This window comes from Microbacterium sp. UFMG61, assembly GCF_015354505.1.
Lineage (GTDB): Bacteria > Actinomycetota > Actinomycetes > Actinomycetales > Microbacteriaceae > Microbacterium.
In genome coordinates this window covers 384,008-403,189 of sequence record NZ_JACAFP010000001.1, presented here as the reverse complement: position 1 = coordinate 403,189, position 19,182 = coordinate 384,008, and the positions used below count along the sequence as shown (strand labels likewise).

The 19,182-nt window shown below is 70.1% G+C and carries 16 protein-coding genes; 6 read left to right on the top strand and 10 right to left on the bottom strand.

All coding sequences use genetic code 11. From position 1 onward, the window contains the following. Positions 1-130: 130 nt before the first annotated feature. The 3 genes from IXW21_RS01945 to IXW21_RS01935 form a co-directional block, all read right to left on the bottom strand. Positions 131-3,856, bottom strand: a complete 3,726-nt coding sequence (locus tag IXW21_RS01945; protein ID WP_194762562.1) for a proline dehydrogenase family protein — start codon at positions 3,854-3,856, stop codon at positions 131-133. A gap of 72 nt (positions 3,857-3,928) precedes the next feature. Further along, on the bottom strand, positions 3,929-4,768 hold the full coding sequence (locus IXW21_RS01940) for a sugar nucleotide-binding protein (RefSeq protein WP_194762561.1): 840 nt from the start codon (positions 4,766-4,768) through the stop codon (positions 3,929-3,931). A 2-nt stretch (positions 4,769-4,770) separates the two neighbouring features. Further along, positions 4,771-5,331, bottom strand: a complete 561-nt coding sequence (locus IXW21_RS01935) for an acyl-CoA thioesterase (RefSeq protein ID WP_194762560.1) — start codon at positions 5,329-5,331, stop codon at positions 4,771-4,773. Between the two features lie 130 nt (positions 5,332-5,461). Here IXW21_RS01935 and IXW21_RS01930 point away from each other — a divergent pair, with 130 nt between their 5' ends. Next, complete coding sequence (locus IXW21_RS01930) at positions 5,462-5,968, top strand: GNAT family N-acetyltransferase (RefSeq protein ID WP_194762559.1); 507 nt, start codon at positions 5,462-5,464, stop codon at positions 5,966-5,968. Positions 5,969-6,102: 134 nt separating this feature from the next. Here the strand turns inward: IXW21_RS01930 and IXW21_RS01925 are convergent, their stop codons facing one another. Genes IXW21_RS01925 through IXW21_RS01915 form a run of 3 tightly spaced genes read right to left on the bottom strand, consistent with a single transcriptional unit; the run spans position 6,103 to position 9,633 of the window. Beyond that, a complete protein-coding gene (locus IXW21_RS01925; protein WP_194762558.1) occupies positions 6,103-7,881 on the bottom strand; it encodes a cytochrome b/b6 domain-containing protein in 1,779 nt (592 codons plus the stop codon). Positions 7,882-7,883: 2 nt separating this feature from the next. Next, positions 7,884-8,855, bottom strand: a complete 972-nt coding sequence (locus IXW21_RS01920) for an electron transfer flavoprotein subunit alpha/FixB family protein (protein WP_194762557.1) — start codon at positions 8,853-8,855, stop codon at positions 7,884-7,886. Position 8,856: 1 nt separating this feature from the next. After that, a complete protein-coding gene (locus IXW21_RS01915) occupies positions 8,857-9,633 on the bottom strand; it encodes an electron transfer flavoprotein subunit beta/FixA family protein (RefSeq protein ID WP_194762556.1) in 777 nt (258 codons plus the stop codon). 131 nt (positions 9,634-9,764) lie between these two features. On the opposite strand from IXW21_RS01915, the gene IXW21_RS01910 reads away from it, so the two are divergent. Genes IXW21_RS01910 through IXW21_RS01900 form a run of 3 tightly spaced genes read left to right on the top strand, consistent with a single transcriptional unit; the run spans position 9,765 to position 11,213 of the window. Continuing rightward, the gene (locus IXW21_RS01910) at positions 9,765-10,301 is read left to right on the top strand and encodes a MarR family winged helix-turn-helix transcriptional regulator (protein ID WP_194762555.1); all 537 of its coding nucleotides are present in this window, start codon (positions 9,765-9,767) and stop codon (positions 10,299-10,301) included. A gap of 1 nt (position 10,302) precedes the next feature. Beyond that, positions 10,303-10,773, top strand: a complete 471-nt coding sequence (locus IXW21_RS01905; RefSeq protein ID WP_194762554.1) for an SRPBCC family protein — start codon at positions 10,303-10,305, stop codon at positions 10,771-10,773. After that, a complete protein-coding gene (locus IXW21_RS01900) occupies positions 10,770-11,213 on the top strand; it encodes a YdeI/OmpD-associated family protein (RefSeq protein ID WP_194762553.1) in 444 nt (147 codons plus the stop codon). Before IXW21_RS01905 ends, IXW21_RS01900 begins: the two co-directional genes overlap by 4 nt. A 127-nt stretch (positions 11,214-11,340) precedes the next feature. Here the strand turns inward: IXW21_RS01900 and IXW21_RS01895 are convergent, their stop codons facing one another. From IXW21_RS01895 to IXW21_RS01880, 4 genes are all read right to left on the bottom strand, one after another. Next, positions 11,341-12,117 carry an enoyl-CoA hydratase gene (locus tag IXW21_RS01895; RefSeq protein WP_194762552.1) on the bottom strand — a complete coding sequence of 259 codons (777 nt, stop codon included), beginning with the start codon at positions 12,115-12,117 and terminating at the stop codon, positions 11,341-11,343. Between the two features lie 162 nt (positions 12,118-12,279). Continuing rightward, positions 12,280-13,182, bottom strand: a complete 903-nt coding sequence (gene mmsB, locus IXW21_RS01890) for a 3-hydroxyisobutyrate dehydrogenase (protein ID WP_194762551.1) — start codon at positions 13,180-13,182, stop codon at positions 12,280-12,282. After that, positions 13,179-14,384, bottom strand: coding sequence for an acyl-CoA dehydrogenase family protein (locus IXW21_RS01885; protein WP_194762550.1), 1,206 nt, complete (start codon positions 14,382-14,384; stop codon positions 13,179-13,181). The genes mmsB and IXW21_RS01885 overlap by 4 nt, the downstream gene beginning before the upstream one ends. Before the next feature lie 29 nt (positions 14,385-14,413). Further along, a complete protein-coding gene (locus tag IXW21_RS01880; RefSeq protein WP_194762549.1) occupies positions 14,414-15,916 on the bottom strand; it encodes a CoA-acylating methylmalonate-semialdehyde dehydrogenase in 1,503 nt (500 codons plus the stop codon). A gap of 192 nt (positions 15,917-16,108) precedes the next feature. Here IXW21_RS01880 and IXW21_RS01875 point away from each other — a divergent pair, with 192 nt between their 5' ends. Together IXW21_RS01875 and IXW21_RS01870 are read left to right on the top strand one after the other, a co-directional pair. Then, complete coding sequence (locus tag IXW21_RS01875; protein ID WP_194762548.1) at positions 16,109-18,187, top strand: beta-galactosidase; 2,079 nt, start codon at positions 16,109-16,111, stop codon at positions 18,185-18,187. Continuing rightward, entirely contained in the window at positions 18,187-19,152 is a 966-nt protein-coding gene (locus tag IXW21_RS01870; protein WP_194762547.1) for an aldo/keto reductase, read from the top strand. Before IXW21_RS01875 ends, IXW21_RS01870 begins: the two co-directional genes overlap by 1 nt. The last annotated feature ends 30 nt before the right edge of the window (positions 19,153-19,182 follow it).

Genomic DNA, 19,182 nt, shown 5'->3' with positions numbered 1-19,182 from the left:
CTCCGCCCCCAATCCGCCTCCCACCGAAGGCGGGGCCAGAGACGCACCCGAATCGGTCCTCTGCGGTGCGAAACTGACCCCGCGAACCGACGCCGGTGCGAAATCGACCCTGCTGCGGCGAGATGCGGGCTCAGATGACCGCGGCGCTCCAGTCGTCAGGGTTGCCGTAGCGATGCGCGGTGATCGCGATGGCCTGCTCGTGCACGAACGGCAGCAGCTCGATGCGACCGGCAGAGGTGACCTCTCCGTCGTAGATCGCGAGGTCGGGGTCGCCGTCGACGGCCGCGGCGAGCGCGCGGTGCAGCGCCGCCACCGACTCGCGGGATCCGACGAGGCGCACGCGGTCGGGGTGCGGCTCGTCGCTGAGGGCGTCGAGCGCTCCCCCGGATGCCGTGCGCCGACGCATCCGCTCGATCCACTCGTCGTCACTCTCCATGAAGACCGTCGCACTCAGATCACCGAGTGCGCGCCTCACCTCGGGCGGCAGCCCGACCGGGGTCGACAGCACGAACCCTGCGCCGGCACGCACGGCCGCCACGACCACACGCAGCAGCTCCTGCCATCCGGCATCCGCCGTCGCTCTGATCTCGACCCGCACCGGTCGGTAGCGGAAGAGATTGCGCTCGACGCCCAGGTGCGACACGTCGCGCACCTGGCCGAACTCGCGGTCCCAGGCGAGCGCGTCCGACAGGGCCGACCGCCGCAGCCATTCGAAGGCCTCGTACGTGAGCGAGGGCTGGGCCGCCTCGATGAGTTCGGTGATGCGCGAATCGAGTCCACGCAGATGCAGGGTGCTCGAGGCCGCTCCCGTCACCTTCGAGCGCCAGCTGCCCAGGCCGATCAGGTAGTTCGGACCGCCGGCCTTCGTGCCTGGACCCACCGACGATCGCTTCCAGCCGCCGAAAGGCTGCCTCTGCACGATCGCCCCGGTGATGCCGCGGTTGACATAGAGGTTGCCCGCCTGCACCGTGTCGAGCCACAGCTCGAGATCGGCAGGGTCCTGCGTGTGCAGTCCGGCGGTCAGGCCGTAGGCGACGGCGTTCTGCATCTCGATCGCACGCTCGAGCGTCGGCGCGTGCATGACGCCGAGCACGGGCCCGAAGAACTCCTCGGTGTGGAATCGCGATCCCGGCTGCACCCCCACGCGGATGCCGGGTCGCCACAGCCGTCCGCTCGGGTCGTCGGCCGCGACCGCGGGCTCGATGAGCCACCGCTCCTCACCCTCGAGCTCGGTGAGCGCCCACGCGAGCTTGCCCTGGGGACGCTCGATCACCGGTCCGACCTCGGCGAGCGGATCGCCGGGCCAGCCGACGTGCAGCGAGCGCGTGGCATCCGCCAGCTGTCGGGCGAACCGCTGGGAGCGACCGACAGGCCCCACGAGGATCGCGAGCGACGCGGCCGAGCACTTCTGCCCCGCGTGACCGAACGCGCTGCGCACGAGATCGGCGACCGCGAGATCGAGGTCGGCCGAGGCCGTGATCACGATCGCGTTCTTGCCGCTCGTCTCGGCGAGCAGCGGCAGGTCTGGTCGCCACGAGCGGAACAGCGCCGCCGTCTCCCACGACCCGGTGAGGATGACGCGGTCGATCGACTCGTGCGCGACGAGTGTGCGTCCGAGCTCGCCCTCCTCGATGTCGACGAGCGCGAGCACATCGCGCGGGATGCCCGCCTGCCACAGCGTCTCGGCGATCACCGCGGCACAGCGACGCGACTGCGGCGCCGGCTTGAAGACCACTCCGGATCCCGCGGCCAAGGCGGCGAGCACTCCTCCGGCCGGGATCGCGAGCGGGAAGTTCCACGGCGGCGCGACGACGGTGACGCGGGCCGGTTCGAAGACCGCGCCGGCCACGGCATCCAGCTCCCGCGCCTTCGCCGCGTAGTACCGGGCGAAGTCGACCGCCTCGCTGACCTCGACGTCGGCCTCGGCGAAGACCTTCCCCGTCTCGGACGCGGCGACCTCGATGAGCTCGCCGCGGCGCGCCTCGAGTGCCGCGGCGGCGCGCAGCAGCACCTCTGCCCGGTCGGTCGCGGGCCGCGCACCCCACAGCGCACCGGCGGAGCGCACCGAGGCGATCGTGCTCTCGAGCACGGCCGCGTCGTCGATCCGCGCGGCGTCGATCGTCATCGTGCCGAGGTCGGACTCGGCGATGCGGGTGTGGATCTCGCGCGCCCACTCGCGGTTGGCCGGGAGGGAGGGGTCGGTGTCGGCCGTGTTGGTGAACCCGGGCGCTCCGCCCGAACCCGCGCCGGCGCCGGCACCCGCCGAATCGCCGTCGAGTTCCCGGGGAGCGTAGACGGCCGTCTCGAGGAACGGTTCGCCGGAGTCCTCAGCACCGCGGGAGATTCCGAGCACAGCCTGGGTGAGCCCCTCTTCGGGAGCGGGTGCCACCGGCACAGGGCGCAGGGACTCGTGCAGCGGCGCCCGACGATCCTGCGTGCGCAGCGGGCCGAGCTGCAGGGTCGGTGACGTCGAGCGCTGCAGAGCGTCGACGAAGCGATCGCGTTCGCGGGCGAAGAGCGCCTCGTCGTGGTCGAGTCGGAACGCCGCCGACAGGAAGTTGTCGTTCGAGGCGTTCTCTTCGAGCCGACGCACCAGGTAGCTGATCGCGACGTCGAACTCGTCGGGCTTCACGACAGGCACGTACAGCAGCACCTCGCCGACCTCTCGCGAGACGGCCTGCACCTGCCCCTGGGCCATGCCGAGCAGCATCTCGAACTCGACGGGCGGCTGCCCCGAGTCGGATGCCGTGATCACGCCGCGGTCCTGGGCGAGCAGCCAGGCGTAGGCGATGCCGAACAGGTTGTGCCCGGCGACGCCGAGCCGCACCACCGCGACGTTCTCGGGACGCAGCGCCCAGTCGAGGCAGCGCAGATAGTTGGCGTCGGTGTCGAGCTTGGTGTCGTACGTCGCCTGGGGCCAGCCGTGCATGCGCGCCTCGACGCGCTCCATCGCGAGGTTCGCGCCCTTGACGAGTCGCACCTTGATCGGCGCTCCCCCTCGTTCGACGCGCTCACGGGCCCAGGCGGTGAGCTGTTGCAGCGCGGGCAGCGCATCGGGAAGGTACGCCTGCAGCACGATGCCGGCTTCGAGCCCCTGCAGCCGCGGGTCCTCGAGGATGCGCGTGAACACGGCGATGGTCAGGTCGAGATCGCGGTACTCCTCCATGTCGAGGTTGATGAAGGTCTGCTCTTCGAGCTGGGCGGACGCGCCCGCCGCCGTCAGATACAGCGGCAGGAGTCGCTCGACGACCTCGTCGACGACCTGATCGAACGCCCACATCGAGATGCGGCTGATGATCGCCGAGACCTTGACCGAGACGTAGTCGACGTCGGGGCGTCGGACCAGATCGTGGATGCCGTCGAGCCGCCGCGTCGCCTCGCTCTCGCCGAGCACGGCCTCGCCCAGCAGATTGAGGTTGAGTCGCGCACCGGATTCGCGGATCTTCGCGATCGCCGGACCGAGTTTGGCCGGACGTGCATCGACCACGAGGTGCCCGACCATCTCGCGGAGCACGCGCCGCGCGATCGGCACGACGGGCGCCGGGAGGATCGGAGCGATGCCGCCGCCGATCCGCACGGCGGAACGCAGGTACCACGGCAGGAACTCGGGCACGATGGGCGCGAGGCGATGCAGCCGGGATGCTGCGGCTCCCAGGCTCTCGGGGCGCATGACACCGTCGACGAACCCGAGCGTGAACGGCAACCCGTTCGCATCCTGCAGCACGCCGGCGAGCCGTTCGGCGGCGGGGTCGACGTCGGCGGCCGCCGCCTCGATCACCCAGCGGCGGGCGAGCTCGACCGCTCGGTCCGCGAGAGCGGCGGATTCGGCATCCGCGGGGAGCGACGTCTCTGCCATGGCCTCAGCCTAGATCCGGCATGCAGGCATCCCGGTGAGCGACGGGCGGGGACTCCGGGGACGCATCGCGCCTCAGCGCTGCGCGACCATCTCGGCATACCCCTCGCGGAACGTCGGGTACTCCAGCTCGCCGAGGAGCGCGAGCAGCAGGCTGCCGTCGAGCACGGTGCCTCCGCCGACCGGAGGGTCGAGCGCGGGCGGCGTCGCCACGCCGAGCTCGGCGGCGATGAACGCCGCGACGTCGCCGAGTGCCACCGGCTCCCGGTCGACCCCGTGCACGAGCGCGGGCGGAGCCGCAGCCCGCAGCAGCACCTCGAGCAGGCGCACGACGTCGGTCTCGTGGATGCGGTTCGTCCGTCGCGTCGCATCGATCGCATCGCCCGCGCGCACACGACGGATCAGCGAGTCGCGTCCTGGGCCGTAGATCCCCGCCGGACGCACGACCGTCGCGCCCAGCAGCTCGCGAGCGAGGTCCTCCCCCTCGACGAGGGCGGCACCACCGGCACTCGTGGTCGCGGGAGCATCCTGCTCCGTCAGCGGATCCGGCCCCGGACGCCCCTCGAACACGCGCGTCGACGACACGAACACGACGCGCGACGGCATCGACGGCAGGGCGTCGGCGATCGCCGGCAGGGCGAGCGGGTAGATCGAGCCGCGCTCGGAGTCCGCCCGGCTCGGCGGCAGCGTGATCACCACCGAATCGAACTCGGGAAGCTCCTGCGCGAGGGGCTTCTCGAGGTCGGCGGCGATCGTGCGGAAGCCGGTGGGCAGTCCCGCCGCGTTCCGCCGGATCGCGGTCACCTCACCGCCGCCGGCGAGAATCCGCTCGCCCAGGCGTACGCCGATCTTGCCGCATCCGACCAGCAGCGTGCGCCCCGGCTCACGCTCGTCGCGTCCCCATGAAGATGCCATCGTCAGCTCCAGACGCTCGGCGCAGCGGTGCGCGTGGGCGGAAGGGCGGATGCCGCGGCCCAGTCGTGCACCCACGGATCGATCTCGGGCACGCCCTCGGGCTTGCCGACAGCGGCGAACAGTTCTTCGTTGCTGACGGTGCCGCCGGTGCGACGCAGCATGCGCGAGCGCACGATCACCCGGGCGTAGATCTCACCGCCGACGACGGCTCGGTGCTCGAGGAACACGGCCTTGTCGTCGTGTCCGATGAACCGCGACTGCACCTCGAACCGCTGCCAGAGCTGCAGCGACTTGCGGAAGGTCACGGTCTCGCTCGACACGACGGCGTACCAGCCGCGCTCGTTCATCGCGTCGAAGAGTCCCGTGCGGATCAGCAGGTCCCAGCGCCCCAGGTCGAACAGCGACAGGTACCGGCCGTTGTTCATGTGGCGCAGGATGTCGATGTCGGTGGGGAGAGTCGTCAGCCGGATGCTGCTGACGGCGGAGGCGTCGAGCGTCTTCCCTCGGCGCACGCGACGTCGGGCCGAGAGGATCACGAGGAGGGTGCGCCAGATCACGTTCACGAAGATCGATCGTAGCCATCGGCGAATGGATCGCGAATCTCGTTGTGCAGAACCTCCATGAGCTCGTCAGGCCTCAGCGACCGCATCCGCTCGATTTCCTGTTCCCCGGGCCCGCGCGTAGAGTCGCGCTATGAGCGCCGAAGCCCAGCCTGAAGTCATCGTCCGTCCGGTCCGTGATGTGGATGCGGAGGCCCTGGGTCGCGTGCACGCGCAGTGCTGGCACGAGACCTACGACCATCTGATCAGCAAGGCCGCCCTCGAGAAGGTGTCCCCTCGCCGCATGGCCGAGCTGTGGACGCACTGGGCCTCGCAGGGCCCCGACTTCACGATGAAGGCCGCCCTCGTCGACGGCGACATCGTCGGCTTCGTCGGCTCGGGTCCCGCGCGCGACAAGGATGCCCCCTCGATGCGCGAGCTCTACTTCATCTATCTGCTCGACGCGTTCCACGGCACCGGCATCGGCCAGAAGCTCTTCGACGCGGCAGTCGAGAGCGACGAGCCCCTCTACCTCTGGGTCGCGGAAGACAACCCCCGCGCCCACCGCTTCTACACGCGCAACGGTTTCACGCTCGACGGCGCCAGCCACACCGAGCCGTTCCTGGGCGAGACGCTGACCGAGGTGCGCTTCGTGCGCTGAGGTTCGCGTCGTGCGCTGAGCCTGGGACCGGCACGCCGGTTCCGCGTTCACGATTCAGCATGAACGGCCCCCTGCCGCCGGCAGGGGGCCGTTCTGCGCATGCGGCAGCGGATCCGTGCTGAGTACTGAACCGGTCAGCGCCCGGAGACGGTGCCGAACACCTTCGCGATGGGAGCGATCACCAGCGGACGGGCGGCCGCCCACCCGATCGCGATCACCACGAGGGATGCCACGAACACCCAGAACCCGGTCCAGGTGACGGCATCCTGCGACGCGTACATGTGGTTCAGGTTGCGCAGGAAACCGGTGAGCATCACGAGAGCGACGTGCACGACGATGAACGCCACGAAGTACAGCATCACCGGGAAGTGCACCGCGCGAGCCCACTCGATCGGGTAGGCCTTCGAGAGGCGCTCGGCCTTCTTGGGCCACATGCCCGACATCCGGAACCCCGTGACCGCGGCCAGCGGAGCCGCGAGGAACACGGTCGTGAAGTAGGCGAGCTGCTGCAGGCTGTTGTAGTTGTTCCAGCCGTTCTCGTGGGGCCAGTCGAACGAGAGGTACTGCAGACCGGCCGACAGCGCGTTCGGGAAGACCTCCCAGCTGGTCGGCACGATGCGCGCCCAGTGGCCCGTCGTGAACAGCAGCACCACGAAGATCACGCCGTTGACGAGCCACAGCACGTCGAGCGCCTGGTGGAACCAGATCGTCAGGCTGACCTTGCCCTTGGGGTTGTTCCGCGGCGTCCAGAACGCCGTCGGACGCTTCTCGCTGCGGATGCGCAGGCCCGAGCGGATGATCAGGACCATCAGGAACACGTTGAAGAAGTGCGCCCAGTTGATCCAGGGCGCGAACCCGGGTTCGACCGCGATGGCCGGCTCGTACTCGCCGGGAAAGGCCACGAGGAAGTCCTGCATGAACGGCAGGCTCAGCAGCGTGCGCACGAGCGCCACGACGGATCCGGCCAGGATGCCGAGGGCTGCCGCTCCGACGAGGACGGCGATCCCCTGCGTCCAGGTCGGACGACGAACGGATGCCGTGTCCGACGCGGCCCGCGCGGGGATGCGCCGCGGGGCGGTGCCGTTCCAGACGGTGCGGGGAGCAGGCAGCGGGATGCTGGTGTCGCGGAGCGCGAGGGATGCGGATGCCGGGGCCGCGACGGCGGAGGGCGCCGAAGCCGCGATGTCGGCGACCGGGGTGGCGACGGCTGCGGTCTCGGAGACCGGGGTGGCGTCGGCTGCGGTCTCGGCGACCGGGGACGCCGCGGGGTCGGCGGCGACCAGGGGAACGGTGCCGGCCGGCGGCCACGACTCCCCGCCGACCACGCGCGGCAGGCCACGGCGCACGGAGCCGGCCTGTGCGGCGACCGGGGCTGCGGTCGACTCGACGGCGGAGCTCACGGAGGTGGCGGACGAGGCGGACGCGGGCTCATCGCTCGACAATGCCGGCGGGGACGACACGGTCTCGACCGCAAGCGTTGCTTCCGCCGGACCGCTCGACGAGGACAGGGGTGCGTTCTGCACACCCGACGCCACAGCACCGGTCGCAATGGCAACACCGGTCGCAACGGCAGCGGGGGGCCAGGGTTCGCCGCCGCGCACACGCGGCAGTCCCCGGCGGAGCGATGCGCTGGTCGCGGCGGACGTATCGTCTCGTCGCTGCACCGCACTCTCGACGACCGGAGACGCAGCAACCGGAGACGCAGGGACCGGAGACGAGGAGTGCGCTTCGTCTCGTCGCTCCGCTCCTCGCTCGACGAGCAGGGAGTCAGAGACCGGAGAGGCGCCCTCTCGCTCGACGACCGGCGAAGAAACGGCGACCTCGTCGGTGGACTCGTCGACCACGCCCGCCGGAGGCCAGGGGTCACCGCCGGGCACGCGCGGGAGCCCGCGCCTCAGCATCCGCGTCGCCATGGCTACTTCTTCCGCGCCTCGAGCGCGGCGATCACCTGCGGGACGACCGTGAACAGGTCGCCGACGATGCCGAAGTCGGCGACGTCGAAGATCGGCGCGTCACCGTCTTTGTTGATCGCGACGATGTTCTTCGCCGTCTGCATGCCGGCGCGGTGCTGGATCGCACCCGAGATGCCGAGGGCGACGTAGAGCTGCGGCGACACCGAGACGCCGGTCTGCCCGACCTGGTGCGACTGCGGGATGTACCCGGCATCCACGGCCGCGCGCGACGCGCCGACGGCGGCGCCGAGGACATCGGCCAGCTCCTCGACGAGCACGAACTTCTCCTTCGAGGCGAGACCCCTCCCACCCGAGACGACCCTGGTCGCGCCGCGCAGCTCGGGTCGCGACGACGTGGCCTCGACCGCCTCGACCGCGCCGACGGTCGCCGCGGCAGCGCCGGATGCCGTCACCGCGAGGGCCTCGACGGCGGGTGCGTCGACCGCGTCGGCACGCGCCTCGACAGCACCCTGGCGCACCGTGATCACCGCGGCGCCGAAGGTGGGCGCTGAATCGGTCAGATAGGCGCCACCGTAGACCGAGTGGTGGGCGATGATGCCCTCGTCGTCGCGGCTGACGCCGATCGCATCGACCGACAGTGCCAGCTTCGCGCGCACCGCGAAACGTCCCGCGACATCGCGTCCCGCGATGGAGTTCGAGATCAGCACCGCGTCGGGCCGCACCTGCTCGAAGGCGGTCTGCAGCGCATCGACGACCGGAACCGTGAGCGCCGCGGCATCCGCATCGGCGGTCAGCACGACGGATGCTCCGGCCGCCGCGACCGTCGACGCGGCATCGGCGGAGCCGCCGACGACCAGTGCGACAGGGACGCCGACGGTCGACGCGGCGCCGATCAGAGCCGCGGTGCTGCTGGCGGGGTTGCCCGCCGGGTCGAGGTCGACCAGGACGAGGATCGGGTTCTCGGGGTAGGTCATGTCACACCAGCCTGTTCTGCACGAGGTACTCGACCAGCTTCTCGGCGGCATCGCCCTCATCGACGATCTTCACGCCGGCCGCTCGCGGCGGCTTCTCGGCCACTGCGGTCATGATCGTGCGGGGAGCCGCTGCCGGGTCGGCCGAGACGCCGAGGTCGTCGAGGGTGAGCACCTCGAGGGGCTTCTTCTTCGCGGCCATGATGCCTTTGAAGTTCGGGAACCGCGCGTCGGGCATGGCCTCGGTGATCGAGATGACGGCCGGCAGCGACGCCGAGACCGGCTGCGCTCCGGCATCCGCCCCACGCGTTCCCGAGATGCCCTCCGGCGTGATGTCGACGCTCGTGAGCGCCGTCGCGTGCGCCCAGCCGAGGTGCTCGGCGAGCATGGCGGCCATGACGCCGCCCGAGCCGTCGGTCGACAGGTTGCCGGTGATCACGAGATCGGGCTCGGCGCGGCGGATCGCCGCGGCCAGGGTCTCGGCGGTGAGCCCGAGGTCGGCTCCGGCGAGCTGCTCGTCGGCGATGTGCACGGCAGAGCCCGCTCCGATCGCGAGGGCCCGTCGCACCGACGCCGTCGAGCCGCCGGGGGCCATCGTGAGCGCGACCACCTCGGTGTCCTCGTTCTTGTCGGCGTGGCTCAGCGCGACCTCGAGAGCGCGCTCGGTGATCTCGTCGAGCACCACGTCGCCGGCGCCGCGATCGGCGAGCCCGGTCTCGAGATTCAGCTTGCGATCGCCATAGGTGTCCGGCACCTCTTTGACCAGGACGAAGATCTTCATCGATTGCTCCTCACGACTGCCATGATTCTAGCCCCTTGGTACTGAGTCCCACCCGTCCCGCGACTGGGAATCACGCGGCCCGTCGCGCACCGCCTCCCCGCGGGCCCGAGCGGATGCCCTACCGTAGAAGCGTGGTCCGACCCCGCCCCCTGCCCGTGGATCCGCTCGCCGAGGCGAAGCGGCAGTGGCTCGCGCACGGGTGGACGGACGCCGCCGACGGCATGACCGTGGTCACCTCCGTCATGCGGGCACAGCAGCTGCTGCTCGCGCGGGTGGATGCGGCGCTCAAGCCCTTCGCGCTCAGCTTCGCCCGCTACGAGATGCTGCGACTGCTGGCGTTCAGCCGGTCGGGTCGTCTGCCGCTCTCGAGCGTCGTCGCCCGACTGCAGGTGCACGCGACGACCGTCACGAGCACCGCCGAGCGACTGGTGCGTGACGGTCTCATCGTGCGCGAACCGCACCCGCACGACGGACGCGCAGCCCTGCTCGCGCTCACCGAGGCCGGTCGCGACCTCGTCGACCGCGCGACCGCCGCCCTGAACGACGACGTGTTCGCCGACCCGGGCATCAGCAAGGCCGACGCCGCCGAACTCGTCGCGATCGTGGCGCGGATGCGCAAGGCCGCCGGCGACTTCAGCGACCCGAGGCCGCAACCGGACGCGCTCTGACATGGTCGAGTTCGTGCTCGAGCGGGTGATCTCCGCCGCTCCCGAGCACGTCTTCGCCGTCGCCCTCGACCCGGGGCTGCACCTGCGCTCCATGGCGCAGTACGGCGAGACGATGGTCGAGGCCCCGGCCGGTGGCACGTTCACCGAGGGAACGACCGTCACGTGGCGGGCGCGGCACTTCGGTATCCCGTTCCGACTGCGGTCGGTCGTGTACGACATCGACCCACCGCACGGGTTCCGCGACCGACAGATCTCGGGCCCCTTCGACTCGTTCTGGCACGAGCACGTCTTCAAGGAGCATCCGCGGGGCACGCTGATGCGCGACACGGTCCGGTTCCACTCTCCGTTCGGCCCGCTCGGACGCCTCGTCGATCGCCTCGTGCTGCGCGCGTACATGCGGCGGCTGATCGAAGAGCGCAACGACCACGTGCAATCCGAGGCCGAGGAGCGCGGGCGTACACTGCCCGCATGAGCGAACTGCGCCTGCACACCACTCTCGAAGGCCGAGGTCCTGCCGCCGCGATCATCCTCACCGACGAGCAGGTCGCCTCGTTCGGCGCCGGCAAGGCGTTCCCTGTGGCTGTGACGATCGACGGACGCACCGCCCGGTTGCGTCTCGCGCGCATGGGCGGGCAGAACATGATCGGCTTCAGTAAGGCCGTGCGCGCCGAGCTCGGCGTCGAGATCGATCAGGAGGTCGACGTTGTCGTCGGTCTCGACTCCGCCGAGCGCGAGGTCGAGGTCCCGCCCGCGCTCTCGGCCGCCCTCGATGCCGACCCCGCGCTGCGCGCCGCTTTCGACGCCCTGTCGTACTCGGTGCGCAAGGAGCACGCCCGCACGGTCGCCGAGGCCAAGCAGGATGCGACCCGCGCCCGCCGCGTCGCGAAGATCGTCGAGGCGCTGCGCGGCTGAGCCCCGCCGCTCCCGTTCACAACTCAGCATCAACCGCTGACGGGCGTGCCGGCTCGGCACCGGCGTGCCAGTCTGGCGCCATCCATGCTGAGTTGTGAACCGCGAAACCGCGCCGCCTTCGCGGAATTCAGCGGTTCTGGAAGTCGGGCGCACGCTTCTCCCGGAAGGCCGACATGCCTTCCTTCTGGTCTTCGGTGTCGAAGAGCGCGGCGAACGCCTTCTTCTCGTGCGCCAGACCGTCGGCGAGCGTCGTCTCCATCGCGGCGTCGAGGGCGGCCTTGGCCGCGAACACCGACGGCAGCGACTTCGAGGCGATCGTCTCGGCGAGGGTCGACGCCTCATCGAGCAGGTCGGATGCCGGAACGACCCGCGACACGAGGCCCGAACGCTCCGCCTCCTCGGCTCCCATGAAGCGCCCCGACAGCACGAGCTCGGCCGCCTTGTAGTAGCCGACCGCACGGATCAGGCGCTGCGTGCCGCCCATACCGGGGATGACGCCGAGGTTGATCTCGGGCTGCCCGAACTTCGCGGTGTCGGCCGCGAGGATGATGTCGCACATCATCGCGAGCTCGCATCCGCCCCCGAGTGCGAAGCCCGAGACGGCGGCGATCACGGGCGTGCGTACCGCCGCGAACTCGTGCCACACCCCGAAGTGATCGGTCTCGATCATCTCGGCCGCCGACATGCCCTCCATCTCCTTGATGTCGGCGCCGGCGGCGAAGGCCTTCTCGGAGCCGGTGACGACGATCGCTCCGACGCCGTCGTCGAGATCGAACGCCACCGCGGCGGCGGTGACCTCGTCGGCAAGCCGGCTGTTCAGGGCGTTCAACGCCTGCGGTCGGTTCAGGGTGATCCACCCGACGCGTCCGCGCTGCTCGACCAGGATCGTCTCGTACTCGGTCATCGTGAAGCCCTCTCCGTCGTGGTCATCTCAGTATGTCGCGGGGTGTCCGGCATCCGCCCCGCCCGATCTGCGGACGGCGTCCCGATCTGCGGACGGATTCGCGGGATGCGCCCGCAGATCGGGACAACATCCGCAGATCGGGACGCGGGGAGGACGCCCGGCTCACACTCGCCCCTCACGGATGTCGGTGATGATGCCCGAGAAGTCGCGGGTCGCGCCCTCCCCCGCGGCGAACACGGCGTAGAGCTGCTGCGCGAGTCGCCCCATCTTCGCGTCGGTCGAGGTCTGCTCGATCGCCTGCAGCGCGAGGCCGAGGTCCTTCGCCATCAGGGCCCCGGCGAAGCCCGGCTGGTAGTCGCGGTTCGCCGGACTCGTCGGCACGGGCCCCGGCACGGGGCAGTTCGTCGTGATCGACCAGCACTGACCGGATGCCTGCGACACGACGTCGAACAGCGCCTGGTGCTCGAGTCCGAGCCGCTCTCCGAGCACGAACGCCTCGGCGACCGCGATCTGCGACACGGCCAGCACCATGTTGTTGCAGACCTTCGCCGCCTGGCCGAGTCCGGGACCGCCACAGTGCACGATGCGCTTTCCCATGACCTCGAGCACCGGGAGAGCTGCGGCGAAGTCCTCCTCCGACCCGCCGACCATGAAGGCGAGCGTGCCGTTCTCGGCACCGACCACGCCGCCCGACACCGGGGCGTCGATGTTGCGGTGCCCCGCCGCGAGGGCGAGGGCATGGGCCGCACGGGCTTCATCGACCGCGATCGTCGACGACTCGATGAACAGCGTGTCCGGTCGAGCGGCAGACAGCAGCTCGGTGCGGTACGCGTCGATCACGTGCTTTCCCGCCGGGAACATCGTGATGACGATGTCGGCGTCGGCGACCGCATCCGCCCCGCTGGCCGCGACCGGGATGCCGGCCGCCTGCGCCGCGTCGATCGCCGCGGGCACCAGGTCGAACCCGTGCACCTCGTGACCGGCGGCGACGAGGTTCTTCGCCATCGGCAGCCCCATGTGGCCGAGGCCGAGGAAGGCGATCCGCGCCTTCGGCGTCTCGGTCATGATGCACTCCGCATCCGGTCTGCGCCGCTCCGCTGGACGGACGCCGACCCGGCCGGTCGCAGCATCTCGCGCCCGACGATCAGGCGCATGATCTCGTTGGTGCCCTCGAGGATCTGGTGCACCCGCAGATCGCGGACGACCCTCTCGATGCCGTAGTCCTGCAGATATCCGTAGCCACCGTGCAGCTGCAGCGCGCGGTTGGCCACGTCGAAGCCGGCATCCGTCGCGAAGCGCTTGGCCATGGCGCAGCGCATCGTCGCATCCGGTGCCTGCTCGTCGACAGCCAACGCGCCGTCGCGCACCATGAGGCGTGCGGCCTGCAGATCGGTGCGCATGTCGGCGATCGCGAAGAGGATCGACTGCTTCTCGGCCAGCGGCTCGCCGAAGGCCACCCGCTCGTGCACGTACTGCACCGCACGGTCGAGGGCCCACTGGGCACCGCCCAGCGAGCAGGCGGCGATGTTGAGGCGTCCGCCGTTGAGGGCCGACATCGCGATCGCGAAGCCACGGCCCTCGTCGCCGAGAATCCCGGATGCCGGGATGCGGACGCCGTCGAGGATCACCTGGCGAGTGGGCTGCGCGTGCCAGCCCATCTTCTTCTCAGGGGCGCCGAAGCTGAGGCCCTCGGCGTCGCCGGGAACCAGGAAGGCACTGATGCCGCGGGCCCCCGGCTCGCCGGTGCGTGCCATCACCACGTAGACCGCGGCTTCGCCTGCGCCGGAGATGAACTGCTTCACGCCGGTGAGCAGATAGTCGTCTCCGTCGCGTACCGCGCTCGTGGAGATGTTCGCGGCATCAGACCCTGCTCCCGGCTCGGTCAGGCAGTAGCCGCCGAACTCCTGCATCGCGGTGAGCTTCGGCAGCCATTCGCCGCGCTGTGCGTCGTCACCGTAGGTGTCGATCATCCACACCACCATGTTGTGGATCGAGATGTAGGCGGCGACGGCAGGGTCGCCCTTGGCGAGCTCCTCGAAGATCGCGACCGTGTCGGAGCGGCTGAGACCCGTGCCGCCGAACTCCTCGCGCACGTAGATGCCACCGAGGCCGAGCTCGCCGGCCTTGCCGAGGGACTCGCGCGGGAAGATGTGCTTCTCGTCGCGCTCGGCGGCGAACGGAGCGAGCTCGGTGTCAGCGAACTCGCGGACGGCGTCGAGGATGGCTTCGCGCTCTTCGGCGGTGGTGGTGACGGTGGTCATGGTCATCGTGAGTCCTTGTGGGAGGTGACGTGGGGTCAGTGCATGGTGGGGATGACGAAGCTGGCTCCGTCGCGGATGCCGGCAGAGGGCCAGCGGCTCGTGACCGTCTTGGTCTTCGTGTAGAAGCGGAACGCGTCGGCACCGTGCTGGTTGAGGTCGCCGAAGCCGCTGCGCTTCCAGCCGCCGAACGTGTAGTACGCGATCGGCACGGGGATCGGCACGTTCACTCCGACCATGCCGACCTCGACCCGGGCGGCGAAGTCGCGGGCAGCGTCGCCGTCGCGCGTGAAGATCGCGACGCCGTTGCCGTACTCGTGCTCCGACGCCATGCGCAGCGCCTCTTCGTAGTCGGCGGCGCGTGCGATCACGAGCACCGGGCCGAAGATCTCCTCGCGGTAGATCGCCATGTCGGTCCTGACGTGATCGAACAGCGTCGGGCCGAGGTAGAAGCCCTCTTCATGCCCAGGGACCGAGAACCCGCGACCGTCGGCGAGAAGGGTCGCGCCTTCGTCGACGCCCTGCTGGATGTACCCCTCGACGCGTTCGACCGCTGCCCGCGTGACGAGCGGCCCATAGTCGACGTCGGCCGCGAGCGAGGGGCCGACCCGCAGCTGCGCCACGCGTTCGGTGAGCTTGGCGGCGAGAGCATCCGCCGTCTGCTGTCCCACCGGCACCGCGACCGAGATCGCCATGCACCGTTCACCCGCCGAGCCGTAGCCCGAGCCGATCAGCGCGTCGACGGCCTGGTCGAGATCGGCATCCGGCATCACGATCATGTGGTTCTTCGCACCGCCGAAGCACTGCGCCCGCTTGCCGTGGGCGGCGGCCGTCGAGTAGATGTATTCGGCGATCGGGGTCGAGCCGACGAATCCGACCGCGCGGATGCGATCCTCGGTCAGCAGCGCGTCGACAGCCTCCTTGTCGCCGTGGACGACGTTCAGGACGCCGGCGGGGAGCCCCGCCTCGAGGAACAGCTCGGCGAGGCGCACGGGCACCGAGGGGTCGCGCTCGCTGGGCTTGAGAACCACGGCGTTGCCGGCCGCGAGAGCCGGGCCGGCCTTCCACAGCGGGATCATGGCGGGGAAGTTGAACGGAGTGATGGCCGCTACGACACCGAGCGGCTGGCGCATCGAGTACACGTCGATGCCCGCGCCGGCGCCCGTGGAGTACTCGCCCTTCAGCAGATGCGGGGCTCCGGCGGAGAACTCGATGACCTCGAGACCGCGCTGGATGTCGCCCTTCGCATCGTCGACGGTCTTGCCGTGCTCGCTCGCGAGGAGTTCGGCGAGGGACTGCATCTCGCGCTGCACGAGATCGAGGAATCGCAGCAGCACGCGAGCCCGCTTCTGCGGATTGGTGGCCGCCCACTCGACCTGCGCGGCCTCGGCGTTGGCGATCACGTCGGCGACCTCGTCGGCGGATGCCAGCGGCACCCGCGCCTGCACGGAGCCGGTGCTCGGATCGAACACGTCGGCGAAGCGGCCACCCTCGGGGGTGAGGTGCGATCCGCCTACGAAGTGGGGAATGGTACGAGTCATTGTGCGATGTCCCTTCGCGCCGTCGTTGGCACTATGAGAATGATACTTCGGCATCCTGAGATTTACTAGGGCGTCCTTGTATCTCCCTCTTCGAGTCGCTCACTTTGCAGATCGGAGGCCGCATCGCTTGCAAAGTGCGCTATTCGAAAGGGGAGAGGTGCGCGGGAAAGCGCTTGCCGATAGGGTGGGGCCATGCATTACGGCGCCGACTACAACCCCGAGCAGTGGCCACGAGAGGTGTGGCCCGAAGACGTCAGGCTCATGCGCGAAGCGGGTGTGACGCTCGCGAGCCTCGGCATCTTCTCGTGGTCGCGGATCCAGCCCGCTGAGGGCGAGTTCGATTGGGAGTGGCTCGACGAGATCATCGGGCTGCTGCACGAGGGCGGCATCCAGGTCGACCTTGCCACCGCCACCGCATCCCCGCCGCCGTGGGCCTCGGCCGCGTATCCCGAGATGCTGCCGCAGGATGCCGACGGATCGACCTTCTGGCCGGGCAGCCGACAGGCGTACGCCCCGTCGTCACCGGTCTACCGTCGCCTCGCGTCGGAGCTCGTCACGGCTCTGGCGGAGCGCTATGCGCAGCATCCGGCCGTCGTGCTCTGGCACGTCAACAACGAGTACGGCTGCCACCTGCACTACGACTACTCCGATGCGGCGCGCGACGCGTTCCGCGTGTGGCTCGAGCGCAAGTACTCGACGATCGACGCCCTCAACCACGCGTGGGGAACCGACTTCTGGTCGCAGCGCTACACCGCGTTCGACCAGATCGTGCCGCCGCGCAAGGCGCCGTACAGCATCAACCCGACGAGCGTGCTCGACTTCAAGCGGTTCACCTCAGACACCCTGCTCGAGCTGTACGTCATGGAGCGCGACATCATCCGCGCCGCCGGGGCGACTCAGCCGATCACCACGAACTTCATGGGCCCCTTCCCGCCGGCGGACTACTGGAAGTGGGCAGCCGAGGTCGACGTGATCGCCGACGACAACTATCCCGACCCCAACGACCCCGAATCGTTCCGCGGGGCCGCGTTCGCACGTGAGCTGATGCGTGGCCTCAAGCCCGGCGTGCCGTGGTTGCTGACGGAGCAGTCGACGAACGCCCTCAACTGGCGCCCGACCAATGCGCCCAAGGCCCCCGGCCAGATGGCTGCGATCACCGCGCAGGCCGTCGGTCGCGGTGCCGATGCCATCATGTTCTTCCAGTGGCGGCAGTCCCGCCGCGGCAGTGAGAAGTTCCACTCGGCGATGCTGCCGCAGGCCGGGCTCGACACCCGCACCTGGCGCGAGGCCGTCGAGCTCGGCGGACAGCTCGCGCAGCTCCCCGCTCTGCCCGATGTCACCTCGGGGGCGAAGATCGCGCTCGTGTTCGACTGGGAGAACTGGTGGGCTCTCGACGGCCGCGATCACCCGGTCGCACTCGACTACCTCACGCTCTCGCACCGCTGGCACGCGGCTCTGCACCGCCAGAACCTCGCGATCGACATCGTGAACACCACCAGTGACTTGAGCGCGTACTCGCTCGTCGTCGCACCGCAGCAGTATCTGCTGAGCGATGAGGGCGCGGCGAACCTGACGTCTTACGTGCGCGAGGGCGGCAACCTGTTCGTCTCGGCGTTCAGCGACGTCGTCGATCAGGACGACGCGTTCCGCGACGGCGGGTTCATCGTCAGCCTGCGCGATGCGCTCGGCGTCGCGCTCGAGGACTTCGGTGCGCTCGTTCCGCCCGAGTCGGTGCGCTCGGCCGACTCGGCCGGCGAGATCGCCCTGCACGCGGTGCCCGACGGGCCCGGTCAGTCGGAGGCCCCGCTCGACGGGCCCGCCGGCCGCATCGTCGGCCAGTACTTCGCCGAGGAGCTTCTGGTGCAGGATGCCGAGGTGCTCGGCCGCTTCACCGAGGGACGCACCGAGGGACGCGCCGCGTTCACGCGCAAGGCTTTCGGCGCAGGTCACGGCTACTACCTCGCCACGATCCCCGACGACGCGGGCATGACCGCGGTGCTGCGCTGGCTCGCGGCCGAAGCCGGAGTGACGGCCGAGATCGAGGGGCTCCCCGAGCACGTCGAGATCGCGCGCCGCGGCGGCATCCTCACGGTCATCAACCACAGTGCCGAGCCGTTCGCGGTCGACGTGCCGGGCACCGACCTGCTCACCGGATCGACGGACGCGCGCCGCGAGCTCGGCGCGTTCGGGTGGGCGTTCGTCGACACGAGCGACGCGCCGGCTCCGCAGGACTCGCAGCACGAGCAGAACTCGCACAAGGAGAACAGCTGATGCAGTACACACGTCTCGGACGAGCCGGTGCGCGCGTGAGCCGCCTGGCCCTCGGCACCATGAACTTCGGTCCGGTGATCGACGAGGAGGCATCCCGCGCCATCCTGGATCGCGCGGTCGAGGCCGGTATCGACTTCATCGACACCGCCGACGTCTACGGCGGCGGACGGTGGGGGGATCACCCCGGGCAGTCGGAGGAGATCCTCGGACGCTGGATGAAAGACCGCGGAAACCGCGACGACCTGATCGTCGCGACCAAGGTGTTCGGCGTGATGGGTCCCCGATCGAACGACCGCGGGCTGTCGGCGGTGCACATCCGCGCGTCGGTCGAGGCCTCGCTGCGGCGACTCGGCACCGACCACATCGACCTGTATCAGATGCACCACATCGACCGCGATGTGCCTCTCGACGAGACGCTCAGCGCCTTCGCGACGCTGCGCGAGCAGGGCAAGATCACCTATCTCGGCAGCTCGAACTTCGCCGGCTGGCACCTCGCCCGCGTGCACGAGATCGCCGCGGCATCCGGCTACCCGGCCCCGGTCACCGAGCAGTCGCTGTACAACCTCACCGAGCGCACGGTCGAGCTCGAGGTCGTGCCCGCCGCGGAGCAGTACGGCATGGGACTGCTCCCCTGGTCGCCGCTCGCCAGCGGACAGCTCGGCGGCGTGCTGCAGAAGACCGACCGCTCGCGGTCGAGCCTCGACGCCCTCGGCGACCGACGCCCGGCGATCGAACGCTACGAGGAGTTCTGCGCCGAACTCGGCATCCGCCCCGGTGTCGTCGCGATCGCCTGGCTGCTGCACCAGCCGAGCGTGACCGCCCCGGTGATCGGTCCGCGCACGATCGACCAGCTCGACTCGGCCGTCGAGGCGCTCGACGTGACCCTGGATGCCGACACGCTCGCCGAACTCGACCGCATCTGGCCAGGCCCCGGCGGCACAGCCCCCGAGGCATACGCCTGGTAGCGAGCCCGCGACGAAGACCGGATGCCGGGG